Raw genomic sequence first — 17,123 nt, 5'->3', positions numbered from 1 at the left:
GTCAGTCCGGGCTCAAGGTAAAAACGTCGTGGTCTTCCACCGCCGCGACCGCGCGATGAAACATTGTGCGGGCCAACCGTGCGCTGCGATCATTGACGACCTCGATCCGGCCCTCGGCGATGACGGGGTAGAGGAAGCACCAGGCAATGGCGATTCGGTAATCGTGCCGCAATTGTTCTGTGGGGTAGTCGATCTCGTGCTCGGCGAGACGCTTCCGATAGCGGTTCAGCAACTCGTCCTCACAACCACGACGTGTGTCGGGGGTCAGGCTCTGGCTGATGAAGTAGCCGACGTCGAAGGCGCCTCGACCTCTATTCGTGACTTGCCAGTCCAGCACCGTCAGCGGCGGATCGCCCGCGTCCACGGCGAAAAACATCTGATCCAACCGCAGATCCCCGTGCAGGAAAGTTTGGGGCCGACGAGAGACCTCCTCGAGGAACCAAGGCATCAGCGTCGCGAAGCGCTCGCCGTACTCACGGACCGGGGGAGTCAGTTCAGAGCCCACACGCTCGACGCACTTAGGCCAGGCGGCGTGGTAGTTGCTCATGATCACCGGAGGAAAGGGCGGATCGGTGTATACCGTCAGCCATGGCAGCGACGCGAGGCGATCGTTCTCCCACCAGTAGGCGTGGTGGCGGGCGATGGCGTCGATGACGGTTTCAGCGTCGGCGACCGAGCAGCCGACGAGTTGGTCGACGTTGCGGAGCCGACCCAGATCCTCGAGCACTAGGACGAAATCGTGGGTGTCCTCGTCGATGGCCGCGAAATACGGCCGGGCGGGTGGCAGCGGATTGGACAGGCCGATTTCCTGGTAGAACCGGACTTCTCGTCGATAGAACTCCAGGTCTTCGCACAGGTGGGTCCGTGCGGTCGTGTCCAGCGTCGGAAGCTTCACCACGACCGTCGGCGGCAGGTCAGGGTCGCCATCGAGATGGGCCCGATAGAGGCGACCGAGAAGGCCGTAGCCGATTCCGAACTGCTCGAGCTTGCAGACCCGCACGTCGGCGTCGAGAACCTCGCTCAACCACTCCGCCGTGATGGACTGCGGGTCTACCGGGATTCTCGGCATGTTGCGCCTCCCCTTCAGACCCCGCGAGCGAATCAATCGTACGAGATCGAAGGCGCGTCAGCACTGGTTATAACGGGCGTGCTGCCCGTCATAACCTTGCGTTGGCAAATACTGTCGGAGCCGAAATCGGTATCAGCTGATCGGGGGCGCAACCGGCGGTGCCGGCTCGGTCGAGGCACCCGGATCTGATCGCGACTTGTTCAGCCATGCCGGGTCGATTCCGTCGTCGAGACGGCCTTCTGCCTTGGCGTCCAGATAGCGGAAGTACAGCACCGAGAACACCACGACCAACATCAGGCCCCACCCGTAGGTGAACTTCATGTACTCGAGGAACCGACCCGTCGTCGGCCAGTGCCCGAGCAGCCAGCGGTCGGCGCTCATGAACCCGTAGATCGCGAGCCACGCAGGCCAGTTCCGCAGCACCGAATTCGGCAGCACCACCGTCATCAGGAACGGGAACAACATCATCGAGTAGTAGCCCTGCCCCAGCGACAACACCAGGAACGACGTGATCAGCAGCACGCCGGACGACGTCGTCATCCAGAGCAGCGGGTCACGGGTGCGGTAGTACTTGTACAGCAGCCACAGCGAGATCACCGCGATGATGGCAAAGGCGATGCGTAACAACAGGATCAGCCAGGTCGGCAGGCCGTAGTAGACGCCGTTGCCGGCGATGGAGCTGTTGAAGTAGTCGCGGGTGGTGAGGATGTAGGGGACGGTGCGGGTGAAGAAGCTCATCGGGTCGCTGATCAACGGCCATGCCGCGACGTTGAACGCCAGTGGCACCGCGACGGCGGTCACCAACGCTCGCCATTGCCGGTTCAGCAGCGGCAGCAACAACAGCGGCGCCAGAAGCGGTTTGACCACCAGGGTCAATCCGATCGCCGCGCCCGCCAACCATTCGTGGTTGCGCTTGCCGTCCAGCAGCCAGCGGAAGAACAACACCTCGGCCAGCAGGATGCATCCGTTGATGTTGCCGAAAACCAGTGTGTTGATCACGCTTTCGGTGCAGAACATCGCGGCCAGCAGCGCGGGCAGCGCGACCGAACGGAAGCCGAAGCCGAACAGCCGGACCAGGAAGTAGGCGGCCAGCACGATCGCGATCGTGTTGAACGTGATGAACCAGTAGCGCGATGCGTCAACGGGCAGATAGCCGAACGGCGCCATCAACAACGTGCCGCCGGGAGGATAGAGGTAGTGCGGATCGACGTGGTCGAAGTGCTCGTTGTAGATGTCCCAGCCCATCTTGAAATTGACGACCGCCCGGTACACGGGCCCGTAATCGTCGGTGATGTAGCCGTTGGTGGCCAGGACGTAGCTGCGGTGGATGATGAACAGGATCGCCAGCGGCCACAGGATCAGCCTCAACACCGACGCCACGTTGGGCGGGGAGGTCCGGGGCCGGAATGGGGCGGTCACAAGATCGCGCACGACCGCACGGTACCCGACCGCCGAACGCGTGAGGCGTCAGGCAGGGCAGAACGTGTCGGTGTCCGGCAGCTTGCCGCTGTCGAGGTAACCCACGACCGGAGGCAGTGTGCACGGCGAGTAGATCGAGGCGCCGTGTCCGATGCCCTGCCACATGACTCGCCTGTTGGCCGAGCCGGCGTTGATCGCCGTCGCCGCGACCGCGGCGACGCCTTCGTTGCCCACGATCGGGTCGTTCTGCGTGCCGAGCAGCAGCACGGGGATCTTCAGGTTCTTCGGCTCCTCGGGCGTTGAACCGCTCGGCCAGTTCAGGCAATTGACCAGGCTCAGCGCACCGACCGTGCCGAACTGCGGATAGAGCTTGTCCCAGGCCACGACCAGCTCGCGCACCCGGTCCGGAGTGGGTCGGTTCAGCGAATCGCTGCAGCTGTTGACGAACTGACCGTCGGTGTCGCGCAGGGTCTCGGCGCGGGCGATCAGGTCGGTGAACGGAGCCGGATCTCCCGATTGCGCGGCCGCGATGGCGGCGGCCAGCGCATTGACCGACTCGACCCGGTCGCCGCGCGGATAAGCGAGTGCGGTGGCGATCGCGTTGGCCACCGTGGCGACAGCGGCGCCGTTGGGACCTCGGCCCTGGCGGGCGGCCGAGAACAGCGCGTCGACCGCCGCCTTGGGATCGGGGCCCAGCACGCAGTTGGTCGCGGCGCACTGCGCGGCCCAGGCGTTCAGCGCGGCCTGCTCGCCTTTGACGCGCTGCTCCATCGCGGCTTCGGCGGCGATGCCCAGTGGCAGCGGCGAATCGAGCACCAGGCGCGCGACCTTGTTGGGGTGCGATCCGGCGTACGCGAGCGCGATCTGCGCTCCGTTCCCGACACCCAGCAGCGCCAGCGCGGGCACGTCCCATGTGCTTCGCAGCCGCTCGATGTCCTCGGCGGCGTGCGAATTGTCGTAGGCGGAGTCGCCGGGGGCGATGGTGTCGGTGCAGCTCGTCGTCGCGGTTTGGACGATGGCGCCCAGGTTGGCCACCGGGTCGTCGCCGGACTGGAACTGCGCCTGGTCGAGCATCTCCTGGCGGTCGAACAGGTCGCGGCAGTCCAGCGCGCCGGACATGCCCATACCGCGGCGGTCGACGGCGACGATCGGATGGGTGTTGAGCACATCGGTGCCTGCGCGCGACAGCCACACCGGCAACTGGATGGACGACGGCAGGTCCGTGCCGGTCGTCATCACCAGCGGGCCGGCGTCCTCGGGAGTTTGCGGACCGCGCGCCCGCACCACGCCGATGCTGACCGAGCCCGACGCACCGTTGATCGGGTCGAGGTCGGCGTCGTAGGTGGCACAGTCCAGCGTCACACCGGGTACGGCGGGTACAGCGGCGTCGGTGAACACCCGCGACGTGCACTCCCGCCAGGCCAGGTCGTTCTTCGGCGCCTCGACGGCCGGCGGACCCTCGGCCGCCTTGGTCGTTTCCGGCTCGCCCTGGGGGCCCGCGCCGGAGTCGGTGGCGAAGCGGGGATTGGCGGCGAGGCCCGGCGAACACGCCGCGACGAAGGCGACGACGGATGCCAGGCTGAGGAGCCGAACCAGCTGACCACGCCGATGCATGCCGACCACAGTACTGATGCGTGCCTCAGCCGAGCCGGACGTAGCGCGTGTACAGATAGCCGTCGTCGTCGGTCAGTACATGCGCCGGCCGCATCCGCGTCAGCACCTCTCCGGGGCCGGTCGCGATTCGCGGCGCCTTGCCGCCGACCAGGAACGGCGCGATCGTCAGGCACAGCTCATCGAGCAGATCGCTCTCGATGAGCAGGCTCAGGATCAGCGGACCGCCCTCGGTGAGCACCCGAAACAACTTGCGTGCGGCCAGCGCGTCGAGCGCACTCGCGGCATCGACCTCGTCGGGCCGGGCGCCGGAGGCATCGATCACCTCGGCGAGCCCGCCGAGACGGCGGCGGGTGTCGTCACAGGCGGCGGAGCTCGTCAAGACCAGCGGTGGCACCTCGGTGCGGGTGAAGAAGCGGGCATCCGGGTCGAGGTTGCCCGTCCGCGTGACGACGGCGATCGGCGGCACCTCGGCCTGGCCGCGCACCTGTCGCTCGCCGCGTTGCGGCACGGGCACCTGCGCGCCGGAGTAGTTCTCGGTGCGCACGGTGGCGGCGCCGACGAGGATCACGTCGGCGGCGTAGCGCATCTGCTCGAAGATGGTGCGATCGCCGACGCCTCCCAGCGCCGCGGTCTTACCGTCGGCGGTCGCTCCGCCGTCGACGGTGGCGATCATGTTGCCGCGCACCCAGCACCTTCGCAGGTCGGCCGGGTAGGCGTAGAAGTCGGCGAGCCTCCCGTCGGCGCCGTCGATCGGGGCGCCGTCAGCCCCGAGCACTGTGAACTGCGCCGCAGCGGCGGTATCGGGCATGAAGACGATTGCAGCACGTCGATAAGGTGCCTGCATGGACGGGTCCGGAGCGGTGCAACATCTGGTCGATCGGCACCCCGACGTCACACCGGACCGGCTGATCGCCCAACTCGTGCCGCCACCCACGTTCTCCGACGTCAGCTTCGACAGCTACATCCCCGACCCCGCCGAGCCGTCACAGGCCGCAGCCGTGCAGTCCTGCGCCCGGTTCTGCGACCAGGCGGAGCAGCGTCGGGCGGGCAAGAAGAAATTGTTCGGGCGCCGGGAGGTGCTGCCCGGGGTCGGCTTGTATCTAGACGGGGGTTTCGGTGTCGGCAAGACCCACCTGCTGGCGTCGTCGTACTACCGGCTGCCGGAACCGAAGGCGTTCGCGACCTTCGGCGAGTTGACCCAGCTGGCAAGCGTTTTCGGGTTCGTCGAGTGCATCGAACTGTTGGCCGATTACGTGGTGGTGTGCATCGACGAATTCGAACTCGACGACCCCGGCAACACAACGCTGATCTCGCGGCTGCTGTCGCAACTCGTCGAGCGCGGGGTATCGGTGGCTGCGACGTCGAACACGCTGCCTGAGCAACTGGGGGAGGGGCGATTCGCGGCGCAGGACTTTCTGCGTGAGATCAACACGCTGGCAGCCATTTTCGAGACGGTGCGCATCGACGGACCGGACTATCGCCATCGCGATCTCCCGCCCGCGCCCGAACCGTTGAGCGACACCGAGGTCCGTGAGCGCGCCGAACGGTCGGCGAATGCGACCCTCGACGACTTCGACGCGCTGTGCGCGCATCTGGCCACCATGCACCCGTCGCGCTACCTGACACTGATCGAAGGGATCGGCGCGGTGTTCCTCACCGGCGTGCACACGGTCGACGACCAGAACGTGGCCCTGCGCCTGGTGTCGTTGACCGACCGTCTGTACGACGCGGGAATCCCGGTGGTGGCGTCGGGGGCGAAACTGGACACCCTCTTCAGCGAAGAGATGCTGGCGGGTGGATTCCGCAAGAAGTATCTGCGCGCGACGTCGCGACTACTGGCGCTGTCGAGGGAAGGCAGCGAACTGGGCTCGCCTTCTTCGCGCGAGCAGACGTAAACCTGCCTACTTTCGGGCCGATTACGTCAGTTTTGCGTCTGTTCGCGGTCGAAGGTCGAGCACCATCACGTAGTCGTGCTCGATGGCCGCACCCAATCGGAATGTCTTGGTGCCGCTGACGACGAAACCGTGCTTGGCGTAGAACCGTTGCGCGCGTCGATTCTGCTGATTGACGCCGAGCCACACCGCTGCAGCGCCCAGATCGGTGGCCTCCTGCACCGCCGCGGTCATCAAGGCAGTGGCGACACCGGCGCCGTGGTGGTCGGGCAGCACGTAGATCTTCGACACCTCGACGGCGGCGCGGGATCCGACGGCACGCTGGACGTCGGGGTCGTCGGGGACACCGCGAATCAGCATGGCGTAGCCGGTGATTGCGCTGCCGGCGCGCGCGACGAACACCGCCCGGTCGGGGTCGACGAGGTAGTCGCGGAAGCGGGACTGCGACAGGTTCTCCTCGATGAACGCTGCGACGTTGTCGGGTGTGGCTGCCGGGGGACAGGCGAGCGGAAAGGTGCGGGCGGCGACGTCGGCGAGTTCGGGCAGGTCGGCTTCGACGGCCGCCGTGACGTCAATGCCCAACGGCAACTACACGTTCCACTGAGCCAGGTGCTCGCCGGTGACCTTGTCGAGCAGCACCACGTTGGACACCAGGTCGCGGTAGCAGTCCCAGAACACCGCGCCGCTGACCGTCGAACCGGCGGGCGCGTTGTTCAGTTGCGGTTGCAGCGCGTCCGGGGCGTCGGTGTTGCGGGGTTCGTAGCTGTCGCCCGTCGGCGTGACACCGCGGAAGCTGTAGGTGATCGACTGCGCATACGGCGTCGGCACCTGAATCGAATGCACCGTCACCCAGGCTCGCCAGACCTGCTGACGCGGGGGCCGCGGGGGATAGCCGAACCCGGGCGGGATCGGCGACGGGTCGACGCTGTGAACGGTGATGTCGGCAACCAGGCCCTCGAACTTCACCTGCAGGGTGTCGCCCAGTCTGCCGATCGGAGCGGTCACCGCCGAGGCGGGTGCAGCGACTATCCCGGCGGCGGTCGCCATGGCGACCACGAGCAGCACGAACCAGCGACGCATCACCGAATGATCGCACACACTGAAACGTGTTACAGACGCTTCCCGGTCAGGACGTCCACGGCCCGACGCCGCCGACCTTGTCGATACAGATCCGGGTCAGGTACCCGGGCGGAGCGTCCTGGGGCGGAAACCCCGAATCCGGGCTGGACAGCGTTTGGGCGAGTTCCTTCAGCAGTTCGGGCGCACCGCCCTCGACGACGCGGGCGGTGCCGTTGATCGCCAGGTACGGCCGCATCGCCTGCCCGACACCTTGCGGCGACAGGATCGTCACCGCGACGCGGGGGTCGCGGCGGACGTTGCGGACCTTCTGATGCTCGGCGAGGTGTGCGGTGACGAGTTCGTCGCCCTCGGGCGTCGACTTCAGCGCCACCCACACCAACGTCACCTGTGGGCTGCCGTCGGGATTGAGGGTGACCAGCGTGGCGTCTGCACCCTGCCCGATGAGGGCGCGGGCGGCGTCGTTGAGTTTCATGCGAGGTTCTACCGCCCGGCGCGCCGATTCATTCCCTCAGGCCGCCTCGAGGCTCAGCAGCGCCGACTTCGCGTCCGGCCCGCCGACGTATTGACCGGGTGAACCGTCCGAGCGCACGACACGATGGCACGGAATCACCACCGGCAGCGGGTTGTGGGCGCAGGCGCTACCCACTGCGCGTACGGCGCGAGGGTTGCCGACCGCGGCGGCGACGGCCGCGTAGCTCTCACGTCGGCCGTAGCCGATGTCGCGGAGATGCTCGATCACGCTGCGGCGAAAGCCCGCTGCGAGCCGAAGGTCGACCGGTACCTCGAATGTGGTGCGGCGCTTGGCGAAGTACTCGTCGAGTTGGTACGCGACGGTGTCGAGACGGGCCGGTGCGCGCAGGATGCGAGAGCTCACCGTCTGCGCCAGGCGGGTGAGCACCGTGTCGTGGTCTTCGACATCGAACGCGACGCGGACCAGTCCGACGGTGGTGGCGGCCAACAGGAGTGGGCCGACGGGGCTGTCGATCGTGCGGTAGGCGACGTCGAGGACGCCGTCGTGGTCGGCGGCGCGTTCCAGCCGTCGGTGCAACCGGTCGAGCGTCTCATCATCGGGGGTCAGCTCGTCGAAGATGTTGGTGGTCATCGACATTGGTCCTCACGGTAGATCCTGCGAAGTGTCTTGATGCCGTCGGCCGCGGCGCGGCGGGCGGCGTCGGCAGAGTTGCCGAGCAGGTCGGCGATCTCGGCGAACGGTAGGCCGGCGACGTGGTGGTAGGCGACGGCCTGGCGCTGCTTGGCGGGCAGGCGGGCGAGCGCGTCCCACAGGTCGGGGTCGTGCGACGCCGGATCCGCCCGCGGCGCGGCGCGATCGGGCATGTCGTCGGTGGGTGTGGGTCTTCGCGACCGAGCCCGGCCGACGTCGAGCGCGCGACGGTGGGCGATGGTGACGAGCCAGGCCTCTACGTTGGCGTCGGCAGGCAACTGCGGGTAGGCGCGAAGTGCCGACAGAAACGTCTCGGACCAGGCGTCCTCGGCGTCGACGGGACCGACGACGGCGCGGCAGACGCGCAGCACGGTCGGACCGTGCTCGGCCACTACGTCTTCGAACGGTCGCACCCTCACATCATGAAGACGCCCCCGGGCCGGCCGTTGTGAGATCACTCCTCGGTGAAGGCCTGCAACGCATCGAGCAGTTCGGCTTCGAATCGGTCCTTGTCGACGCCGATGCGGTGCAGAGGGCCGTCGTCGTCCTCGGCCTCCCATAGCGCCAAGAAGATGTGTTCGGTACCGACGTAGTTGTGCCCCAGGCGAAGTGCTTGTCGGAAGGTCAGTTCGAGAACTTTCTTCGCGCCGCTGGTGAAGGGAATCAGGGCGGGAAGGTCGCCTTCGGCCCGCGCCGGAAGTGACACCATCTTCGTCACGGCGTCGGAGTCGACGCCCTGGGCGGCGAGTAGCTTGGCGGCCAGTCCGTTCGGGTCCTTGAACAGTGCCAGCAGAAGGTGATCGGATCCGATCTCGGCGTTGCCGGCCGCGTGGGCGAGATTCTGAGACTCGACGACGACGTTGCGGGCGCGGGGAGTGAACCTGCCGAATCCTGCGTTTGGGTCGAGGAGTTCGGCGTCGGTCGGCGTCTTGGGGACGAATCGTTTCTGCGCGGCCTGTTTGGTAACGCCCATGCACTTGCCGATGTCGGTCCAGGACGCGCCGGAGCGGCGGGCCTGGTCGACGAAATGGCCGATCAGGTGGTCGGCGATCTCGCCGAGGGACTCGGCCGCCAGCACGGCGTCGGTGAGCTGGTCGAGGGGTTCGGACTGCACGGTCTTGATGACGTCGATGAGGTCGTCGAGCCGGACCGGGTTGGTGATCTTGGCGGACTGCGTCATACCGTCAACCGTAGGTTGACGAATGGTGTGCGTCAACCTTGGGTTGACGATCGCGGGTAGCCGCGCCTGACCGTGCGGTCGAGAATGCCCAGCGTCGCGCGCAACGCGCTTTCGGAGACGACGGGGAGGATGCCCGCCTCGCGCCAGTGCGGGTCGATGTCGGACCAGTCGTAGAACGACGTCACCAGCGTTCCGTCGGCGGCGGGCTCCAGGCGATAGCCGTAGACGTGGCCGACTTGCGGCCGGATTCGACCGAGGACCGTCCACGAGATCAGGCTGTCCCGCTCGAAATCGCGGATCGAGACGGTGACGTCGTACTTGCCCATGGGGAAGTCGTTGAGAGCTTCGCGATCCATGTGGACGACGAAGCTGTCGCCGGCCGCGCGAACCGGTTCGCCCTCCGCGTCCTGCAGCATCCCGGTGGCGTCGATGGCGACGTGGCCCTGGGGGTCCGTCAGGACGGCGAAGACGTCGGACGCCGGTGCGGCGATGGTGCGCTGGACCTCGATGCGATCGTTCATCAGCAAATCATGCCTTGGATGTGAAACGCGTCGTAAGCCGTTTCGGTTATCGGCGCCGGGGTATCCACGGATTGCTATGCGCAACCATGTGGACCCGGCTCGCGTTCAGTCCGCCCTGCTGCGACGCGCGATCACGTTCATCAACGAGAACGCCAACAGGGAAATAACACTCAAAGATATTGCCACTGCCGTCAATGTGACGCCGCGTTCGGTCCAGTACGCGTTCCGTCGGCACCTCGGGACGACGCCGCTCGAGTATCTGCGCCGCGTGCGACTCGACCGAGCGCACCGCGAACTGCAAATAGCGGACCCGCGCAGCGACACCGTGATGGCGATCGCGGGGCGGTGGGGTTTCACGCACGCGGGCCGCTTCAGCGGTGTCTACAAACGCACCTACGGAACCCCGCCGAGCGAGACGTTGCGCGCCTGACGGCTTATCTCGGGAAGAAGCCCTCGCGCGTGAAGAAGCCCGGCTGCCATCCTCGGGCGCCGAGGCACAACATCGGACGACCGTCGGGGGATTGGGCGGCGGATTGAGGCTTGGGGCACGGGGCGCCGACGTCCTGAACGCCAAAGAGTTCATAGGAGGCTTGCCAGAATCCCTGGTTGGTGGGGATCGGCGGCCATTGGTTCTCGATCCAGCGGCACTGCAGGACTTCGCCGCCCGGGCCACGCCCGAAGGTGAACCGCTCGAGGTTGAAGCACGGCCCGGTGAGGTGGGCGTCGTAGTTCATGCCGGGTACGTCGGAGGCATACCGGCCGGGGGTGTCGGGATAGTCGTTGTCGTCCGCGGAGGCGAACGGTGCCGCGCAGATGGCGGCGCCGGCGATGGCGGCAGCGGCGAGCAGTTGGCGAATCATGTCCCACCCTCGTGTCGTGACCGGTCGGTCTTCGCAAGCCTAGTAGGCCGGAGTAGGCGGCCGGAGAGTTTCGTTCAAGTGGAGATCAGCCCGACGGCCACCCGTGTCGCCCTTAGGGAACCGTCGTCCACGGGGCCGCAGCCAGCTCAGGCCCACTGCCGGGCCACGAGCCAGCCTCGCCGAGGTCGGCCATGCTCGTGTCGCTGGTGTCTTGCTGATGTGTGCAGCCGGCATCACCGGCCGAGCCATTCGAAAATGGTTGATGTGCTGATCCCGGCGGGATGGCGCCCCAGCAGGTCGGCGAAGCCGTCGTCGGGCCTGAGAAGCCGAGCAGACCAAGTGTCAGTCCTCGACAACGAAAAGCATATTTGCAATCGACAGGATGCCGCGCATGAAATGTGTCCTCCCCCAGTAGCATTGGAAGAATATTTACTCCGGCGCAACCAAGGTCGCAATGGGTGCGCCGCGACCGTTGTCGATCGCAACGACCTGGGCGACCGAATCGGCCCCTTGCAAACGCCTTTCGAGCCGCCACTGCTTCTACAAATAGGTCGAAATGGCCCAATCTCGTTCGGGTGAGCGTCTGACGAGAGCAGTGTCGAAAAGTGCACGTGAGACAGCTATTGCCCGGGACAGGCGCATTGCGTAGGCCCAACACGGCCGGCATCCCGTCGCTGACGATGGAAGTACCGGGGGCGACAGTTAGCTGTTGCGATTTACGAGAACATAGGGAAACACCTGATTCAAATACCTCGTCTCACGCGCAGACTGGCTGCGGGGGGAGGACTCTGGCCAGGCGCCGACGTCCCATCTCGAGAGCAAAAGTGGAGTGTTCCAGGCGGTTCGAACCCGAGTTGCGTCAGCGTAGCGGTGACGGCCATAGCCGTGGGGGCGGTTTGGCGCTACGTGTAGCACCCTTTGACAAGAACGAGAAAACGCAGGACTTGACGTGTTAAGACGATTGCTGATGATCGGGACCGTCGCGGTTTCGATCGGTACTGGCGGTTTCATGGGTGGAGGTGCTGCGTCCGCTGACCCGGCTGTGTGTGGGGCGCCTGGGATGCCGCCGTGTGCGCCGTCGCTCAGTCCTCAGCAGCAGTGCGCGCTGGTTGCATGGCGAACCTGGACGCCGTGCAACTGGATAGGTGTGCAGGTTCCAATCGGTACACCTGGCAGCGTGGGCTAGCGGCGCGGTGGCGGTCGCATCGAGGACAAACGCCTGTGCCGGGCTCTGGTGAGCACGACATCTCGCAGCGGGGTAACGCGCATACTGAACGGCCCGCCAGATGAGGGGATGTCCTGGCGACTTTGCGAAACTTATTGCGAGGCCCGGCTTTTGGCCGCGCAGAAGAAGGTGATCGGCAGGTCGACTATCTGTCGCCCGCGTATGCGGCGGCATGCTTTAGAAGCAGCACCGCGTCGGCCGCGGTGGTATGCGCGTCATCGTTGAAGGCGTCTAGGTCCGGCCAGTCCATCGCGCCGTCGGAATTGGCCAGCCGCACGAGTAGTAATTCCAGCCGATCGATCTGCTCTTGCACCGCGTAAGGCTGCCCGCTGTGCCAGTAACCCGCCGCGGCACGTATGGCCCCGCCCAGGCAGAAGCTGCATGGGGCGGCCACGGGCTCGGTGCGTGTCCGGTAACCTCCCGCGCCGACGTGCTCGGTGCGCACCCGCACCCAGCTGCCCGGCGACTCGGCTACCGGGTGCACCTGAGTGCCATCGACGTCGCGGTAGTAGGCGCCTTGGGTCCACCCGCCGTCAGCCTCGATAAGCGACAGGGCGCCCTCGATCACATCCCGGTCGGTATTCATGTCAGCCATACCTTCAAACTACGAAGTGCGGCCGCGTGACAACACGAGGTTGACCTCCAAGTTTCTGGGGGTTAACCCCCAGAACGCGAGCGCGTTTACGACGACTTCCGCTGCGAGTGTGTCGGCCCCTGCCGGGCTGCGCTACTGGGTGTGGCGCGCGCGCAACATTGGGGGACATCTCGATTTATCGCATGGCATTTATATTGGCTGACTAGATATAGCGGTAGCCCTGCACAAACTGTGGTGCGCGATACTGGGATTGAATCTCATCTACCGTTTGCTGGTATCAAGGCGTGATCAGGGTTGATGCAGCTATCATGATGGTAGACAAGTACTTTCGTACCGGAAGATTGCGGAAGGCTGCGGAAATGAGTGTGCTAGTTTTTGCCCATTCATAGCCCGTGGGCGGTCTCCAGTCCACTGTCTGCCCATCTCAGTATCGCGGGAAGGACCACCCAGTGGCGCGGACCAGAGGCACGTTCGGCAGCGTCGAGCAATTGTCCGGAGGGCATCACCGTGCCCGGTACACCGGCCCCGATGGACGCCGGTACAAGGCACCCACGACCTTCCTCACGGTGAAGGACGCCAGGGCCTGGTTGTCCCTGCGCCAAGCCGACATCATCAAGGGGGAGTGGATGCCCCCGACGGCCACGCCAAAGGTCGACAACAAGTTGTTGTTCCGCACCTACGCAAAGGCCTGGCTGACCGACCGGCGCGTGAGGGGTGAGCCGTTGAAGGTGCGCACCCGCGAGCACTACCAGTGGCTGCTCGACGAGCATCTGTTGCCGACGTTTGGTGCCTTGCCTGTCGCGTCGGTCTCCAGCGACGACGTGCGGGCCTGGCACGACAAGATGGGTAAGGCGACGCCGACAGCGCGGGCGCATGCCTATGGGCTGCTCAACGCGATCATGAATACGGCGGTGAGCGACGGCAAGGCCGCACTCAGCCCGTGCGTGATCCGGGGTGCGGGAACTTCCCGGCGGGTGAAGAAGATCCGGCCCGCGACACTGCCGGAACTGGGGGTGTTGACCAAGGCCATGCCCGAGCAGTATCAGGCCATGATTCTGCTCGCGTCGTGGTGTGCGCTGAGGTTCGGGGAGTTGACCGAGTTGCGCCGCAGAGACGTTGAGCTGACCACCCGCGTAGTGCACGACGAGCACGGCGCAGGGGTCACCAGGCACGAGGGCGTTGTACACGTTGAACGCGCTGTGGTGCGCGCCGAGGGAGGGTTCGTGGTGGGCGACCCGAAGAGTGACGCGGGCATCCGTGACGTGGCCATCCCCCCGCACCTCGTCCCTGTGTTGGAGTCCCACCTGGCCACGCACGTGGGTAAGGGTGCCGACGCGCTCCTGTTCCCGGCGGCCCACGGCGGGCACCTCGCCCCAGCCACGCTGTACAGGCAGTTTTATAAGGCACGCACAGCGGCGGCCCGTACTGATCTGAGGTTCCACGACCTCCGGCATTCCGGCGCGGTCCTCGCCGCGCAGACCGGGGCCACACTTGCCGAACTCATGGCGCGGTTGGGTCACTCCACGCCAACGGCAGCGATGAGGTACCAGCACGCGGCCCAGGGTCGCGACCGTCAGATCGCGGCGGCACTGTCGCAGATGGCCCTCGGGGGCGAGCTTCCCGCCTGAGGTCAGAACGCGATCAGTAGGAGTAGTTGCTCTACAGGCAGATTGAACAAGAGCGGCCATCGCCTGATGAGACTCTTCCTCGACACGTCAGCGGGCGGCATCGAGGCCGTCGTTGCCGCTAGGTCATCTTGCGAGTGGTGCCCGTCTGCGCCTCATGGGATTCTCGCTGTCCTTCCGCTCAGCGTGATCACCAATTCGGTTCACGGACAGGTCGAAGATTGATGCACTCATCAGCGCCGTACTGAGCGCCTAGTTGAGCTGCGTCCTCAGGCCACCCCCGGCGCTGCAGTTCCCAGCGCACCTCAGTGACGTCCAAATGGTCGTAACCGCCCGCCGAGTAGTAGTTGTACTCCTGGCTGGCTACCAGCTCGCAAGCCTCCTGATACACGCTGGGCGCGGCGTGCGCGGTCGGTAGTAGCGCGATTACCGGCATGAGACAGAGGGCGGCGACGAGTGCAGAACATGTTCTCGGCGAGACAAGATCACTGATCATGACACTTGACCTCCCATCGCCCGTTCATGCTTGACCAGTACGTCTCGCCTACATTGTCGATGAGACGGACGGCTTCAGTCTCAGACATGTTAAATTGCTGCGTTAGCCATGCGACAGCTTCGTTGACCTCGAACGGCATCTCTCCGCTGGTCCTATCAAGGCGGCGCTGGTTCTCCGCGCAGAACGCCTCACCCGGTGTCTGCGCGAAGGCAGTCGGCATCGAGACGAGGATGCTGACGCTGCTCAACGCGGCAGCTATGCCTGAACAGATCCTCAACCGAGGCATGCCAATCCCCAGCTCTATGAGGGTGGCTGTGGAACCGCGCCGCCGCATCCGCCCGGCGGCGCTGGTTGTGGAATAGGTCCGTTGTCCGGGTTGATAACACACTGCATGCCCGGCGATAACAGGCCATACGGATGGCCGATCATCGGTGCCCCGTACTGGATGATGTGCCAGTAAGAGCCATCCGGATACTTCACCCCGTCGCAGTAGGCCATTGAGATTTGCGACCCCATCCCTCCTCCGGGGCAGTACCCGGATTGCATGTTGGGCATGTGTGGGTCGGGATCGTCGGCACCCGCGACAGCAGCTCCGAACAGCGGGATGCTGACAGCGGCAAGAGCGGCAATGACGCGTCCGAGATGCTTGTGGACGTTGTATCCGAACATGATCGCCGGTCTCCCCTCGCGTACGGCAAACAGGTGGATAGGGATCATTATGGGTTCAACCGCTTTGTAGCAATGCCTTTCCAGCAAATGGGGTGAACTCATGCGGCGGCTTAGCGCGGATCAACTGGTGTCGCGTGCTCGACCGCGTAACCCTTGACGAAGGAACTCATTAATCGTCGTCTTCTTAACCCGTCCACCTAGCGTGTACAGGTTGACCAGTCCGTTCTTGCCCTAGTTCGGCCTCGGTGCGGTAGTTTGCTAAGCGGGTGGGGGCGCTTATTTGGGGGATCGATGAGGTACTTGTCGGGTGGCATTCGCGTGTCTAGGACTGTGTTTGCGGCAGGAGCGATGATCGTGGTGGGCGCTGTTGTGTGTCCGCCAACCGCCTCCGCCGAGCGGTGTACGAATTTGATTGATTACGCGGGTGACCCCCGGTCGAACGCCGAGATCAACTCGATCGGCGCGAGTACTGGCCAGTGTCCCGCGCCGCTAACCGGCAACTCCGGGGCCTCCAGCACCATCCCGGGCATAACAGTGGGTGTGGCTACCGGCCAGCCGTGCAGCAACACCGAGAAGTACATCTTCGGTGTGAGCACCGCCGGTCAGCCGATGGCTTGCGGTCACGCTCTTGACGGCGGCGGCATCTGGGGTCCGGCAGTTCCTCTGGTGGGTGTTCGCCCACAGGGATCTCCTTGCACGGAGACGGGTCTTGCCGCGCAATCGCCCGACGGTCTGCCGATGGTATGTGGCAGTGGCCGTTGGGTCGTGAACTCAGCGTAGGGAGGGATGGCAGTGACCAAATTCTTGCTCGTGCTGTTGGCCAGCGTGGGGGTAGCGATTAGCGCGCCTCCTCCGGCTTTCGCCGACGAGAACATGTACCTAACCGAGGTGCGTAAGAAGGTCAAGGCTTCGCTGACCGACGCCCAAGCGTTCCGCCTCGGCCAAGTCGCCTGTGAGGCTATCCGCGACGGGGTGGATTCTGGGCTGTCCTTTGGCTCTGCGCGAGCCAACGCTGATCGGGCGGTTGGGCGCGCGCAGAACCAGATGGGCTTGTCCCTGTCGATGCCCGACGGCATGTTCCTCGTCGAGGCTGCTGAACACCAGCTCTGCTGACCACGCGATACAGCCAGCCACTGTCAGGTGCAGCTTATGCGGCTCACCCCATTTGCCCGTCTACGGCACATTCGTGCGTCTTCCGACGATCCCAGTATCGTGATCAGAACACGATGTGCTCGGTTTGCGGAGAGGGATCGTTGCCGGGTCGGGGTTGAGGTTGGACTACGAGATCCTTTGGTCGTCCTCGTGAGCTGTGGTCCGTCGAGCACTCCGGTCCGCTCTTCTACGTTTTCAACTAACCGCTCGACGAGTGCTTCGGGGTGATAGGAGGGCCGATGGCGCGGAAGTGGCCGAGTACCTTCGCGGCGGTTGCGCAGGATGCGCGGGTCGGCAATCCAGAGGTGGGGGATGTTGCTCCGAAGGCGGCCGAGGATGCGGTGCGTCATGCGGGGCTTCTCCCCGAGCCACCGTGGACGGGCATCTATGCCAAGATCACTACTGGCGGAGAGCCGATTTTCTCCACCGAATCCCCGGGGCTGATCACTGCTTGCGGCGTCTGGGCGCGGGTCTACCTTCCTCACCCTGTCGGCGTCGCCTGAAAACTGACCCCGTGTCGACGCCCGAATTTTGACCCCCTTCGTCTGATTCTCGGCTTTTGAG

The 17,123-nt window shown here is 65.2% G+C and carries 21 protein-coding genes; 5 read left to right on the top strand and 16 right to left on the bottom strand.

The features are described from left to right. Position 1 precedes the first annotated feature (1 nt). The 4 genes from A5752_RS21335 to A5752_RS21320 form a co-directional block, all read right to left on the bottom strand. Positions 2-1,069, bottom strand: a complete 1,068-nt coding sequence (locus tag A5752_RS21335) for an oxidoreductase family protein (protein WP_067089832.1) — start codon at positions 1,067-1,069, stop codon at positions 2-4. 132 nt (positions 1,070-1,201) lie between these two features. Then, entirely contained in the window at positions 1,202-2,500 is a 1,299-nt protein-coding gene (gene aftC / locus A5752_RS21330) for an arabinofuranan 3-O-arabinosyltransferase (protein WP_197500697.1), read from the bottom strand. A gap of 36 nt (positions 2,501-2,536) precedes the next feature. Then, positions 2,537-4,102, bottom strand: coding sequence for an alpha/beta fold hydrolase (locus tag A5752_RS21325; RefSeq protein ID WP_067090195.1), 1,566 nt, complete (start codon positions 4,100-4,102; stop codon positions 2,537-2,539). A 25-nt stretch (positions 4,103-4,127) separates the two neighbouring features. Then, a complete protein-coding gene (locus tag A5752_RS21320) occupies positions 4,128-4,910 on the bottom strand; it encodes a pyrimidine reductase family protein (protein WP_067089827.1) in 783 nt (260 codons plus the stop codon). A gap of 34 nt (positions 4,911-4,944) precedes the next feature. On the opposite strand from A5752_RS21320, the gene zapE reads away from it, so the two are divergent. Further along, complete coding sequence (zapE, locus tag A5752_RS21315; protein WP_067089825.1) at positions 4,945-5,997, top strand: cell division protein ZapE; 1,053 nt, start codon at positions 4,945-4,947, stop codon at positions 5,995-5,997. A 21-nt stretch (positions 5,998-6,018) separates the two neighbouring features. On the opposite strand, the gene A5752_RS21310 is transcribed toward zapE, so the two are convergent. The 7 genes from A5752_RS21310 to A5752_RS21280 are packed head-to-tail and all read right to left on the bottom strand — an operon-like array spanning position 6,019 to position 9,937. After that, positions 6,019-6,576, bottom strand: a complete 558-nt coding sequence (locus A5752_RS21310; protein WP_502686775.1) for a GNAT family N-acetyltransferase — start codon at positions 6,574-6,576, stop codon at positions 6,019-6,021. Between the two features lie 6 nt (positions 6,577-6,582). Further along, positions 6,583-7,074, bottom strand: a complete 492-nt coding sequence (locus A5752_RS21305; protein ID WP_067089821.1) for a hypothetical protein — start codon at positions 7,072-7,074, stop codon at positions 6,583-6,585. 46 nt (positions 7,075-7,120) lie between these two features. Further along, entirely contained in the window at positions 7,121-7,546 is a 426-nt protein-coding gene (locus A5752_RS21300) for a PPOX class F420-dependent oxidoreductase (protein ID WP_067089817.1), read from the bottom strand. Positions 7,547-7,582: 36 nt separating this feature from the next. Next, entirely contained in the window at positions 7,583-8,176 is a 594-nt protein-coding gene (locus tag A5752_RS21295; protein ID WP_067090193.1) for a methylated-DNA--[protein]-cysteine S-methyltransferase, read from the bottom strand. Next, complete coding sequence (locus A5752_RS21290; protein ID WP_067090190.1) at positions 8,173-8,649, bottom strand: RNA polymerase sigma factor; 477 nt, start codon at positions 8,647-8,649, stop codon at positions 8,173-8,175. The genes A5752_RS21295 and A5752_RS21290 overlap by 4 nt, the downstream gene beginning before the upstream one ends. Positions 8,650-8,690: 41 nt before the next feature. Beyond that, on the bottom strand, positions 8,691-9,416 hold the full coding sequence (locus A5752_RS21285) for a Clp protease N-terminal domain-containing protein (RefSeq protein WP_067089814.1): 726 nt from the start codon (positions 9,414-9,416) through the stop codon (positions 8,691-8,693). A 32-nt stretch (positions 9,417-9,448) separates the two neighbouring features. Then, positions 9,449-9,937, bottom strand: a complete 489-nt coding sequence (locus A5752_RS21280; RefSeq protein ID WP_067089812.1) for an SRPBCC family protein — start codon at positions 9,935-9,937, stop codon at positions 9,449-9,451. A 76-nt stretch (positions 9,938-10,013) separates the two neighbouring features. Between A5752_RS21280 and A5752_RS21275 the strand changes: the two genes are divergently transcribed. Next, positions 10,014-10,367 (top strand): helix-turn-helix transcriptional regulator, encoded by a 354-nt coding sequence (locus A5752_RS21275; RefSeq protein ID WP_067089809.1) that lies wholly within the window; start codon positions 10,014-10,016, stop codon positions 10,365-10,367. 4 nt (positions 10,368-10,371) lie between these two features. Here the strand turns inward: A5752_RS21275 and A5752_RS21270 are convergent, their stop codons facing one another. Together A5752_RS21270 and A5752_RS21265 are read right to left on the bottom strand one after the other, a co-directional pair. Next, a complete protein-coding gene (locus A5752_RS21270; protein ID WP_067089807.1) occupies positions 10,372-10,797 on the bottom strand; it encodes a hypothetical protein in 426 nt (141 codons plus the stop codon). Between the two features lie 1,370 nt (positions 10,798-12,167). Further along, positions 12,168-12,617, bottom strand: coding sequence for a DUF6197 family protein (locus A5752_RS21265; protein WP_067089804.1), 450 nt, complete (start codon positions 12,615-12,617; stop codon positions 12,168-12,170). Between the two features lie 449 nt (positions 12,618-13,066). Here A5752_RS21265 and A5752_RS21260 point away from each other — a divergent pair, with 449 nt between their 5' ends. Continuing rightward, positions 13,067-14,245 (top strand): tyrosine-type recombinase/integrase, encoded by a 1,179-nt coding sequence (locus tag A5752_RS21260; RefSeq protein WP_067089802.1) that lies wholly within the window; start codon positions 13,067-13,069, stop codon positions 14,243-14,245. Positions 14,246-14,727: 482 nt separating this feature from the next. Here A5752_RS21260 and A5752_RS21250 read toward each other — a convergent pair whose 3' ends face one another. From A5752_RS21250 to A5752_RS27800, 3 genes are all read right to left on the bottom strand, one after another. Then, positions 14,728-14,985, bottom strand: a complete 258-nt coding sequence (locus tag A5752_RS21250) for a hypothetical protein (RefSeq protein ID WP_156614074.1) — start codon at positions 14,983-14,985, stop codon at positions 14,728-14,730. A 53-nt stretch (positions 14,986-15,038) separates the two neighbouring features. Next, entirely contained in the window at positions 15,039-15,509 is a 471-nt protein-coding gene (locus tag A5752_RS27235) for a hypothetical protein (RefSeq protein WP_231983481.1), read from the bottom strand. Positions 15,510-15,823: 314 nt separating this feature from the next. Continuing rightward, positions 15,824-16,003, bottom strand: coding sequence for a hypothetical protein (locus A5752_RS27800; protein ID WP_067089791.1), 180 nt, complete (start codon positions 16,001-16,003; stop codon positions 15,824-15,826). A 190-nt stretch (positions 16,004-16,193) separates the two neighbouring features. Here A5752_RS27800 and A5752_RS21235 point away from each other — a divergent pair, with 190 nt between their 5' ends. After that, positions 16,194-16,520 carry a hypothetical protein gene (locus A5752_RS21235; protein ID WP_067089789.1) on the top strand — a complete coding sequence of 109 codons (327 nt, stop codon included), beginning with the start codon at positions 16,194-16,196 and terminating at the stop codon, positions 16,518-16,520. A 278-nt stretch (positions 16,521-16,798) separates the two neighbouring features. Further along, positions 16,799-17,062 carry a hypothetical protein gene (locus A5752_RS21230; RefSeq protein WP_067089786.1) on the top strand — a complete coding sequence of 88 codons (264 nt, stop codon included), beginning with the start codon at positions 16,799-16,801 and terminating at the stop codon, positions 17,060-17,062. Positions 17,063-17,123 lie beyond the last annotated feature (61 nt).

The sequence above is a fragment of the Mycobacterium sp. 852002-51961_SCH5331710 genome (assembly GCF_001665535.1).
Taxonomy (GTDB): Bacteria; Actinomycetota; Actinomycetes; order Mycobacteriales; family Mycobacteriaceae; genus Mycobacterium.
This window is presented reverse-complemented; position numbering and strand designations above follow the sequence as displayed.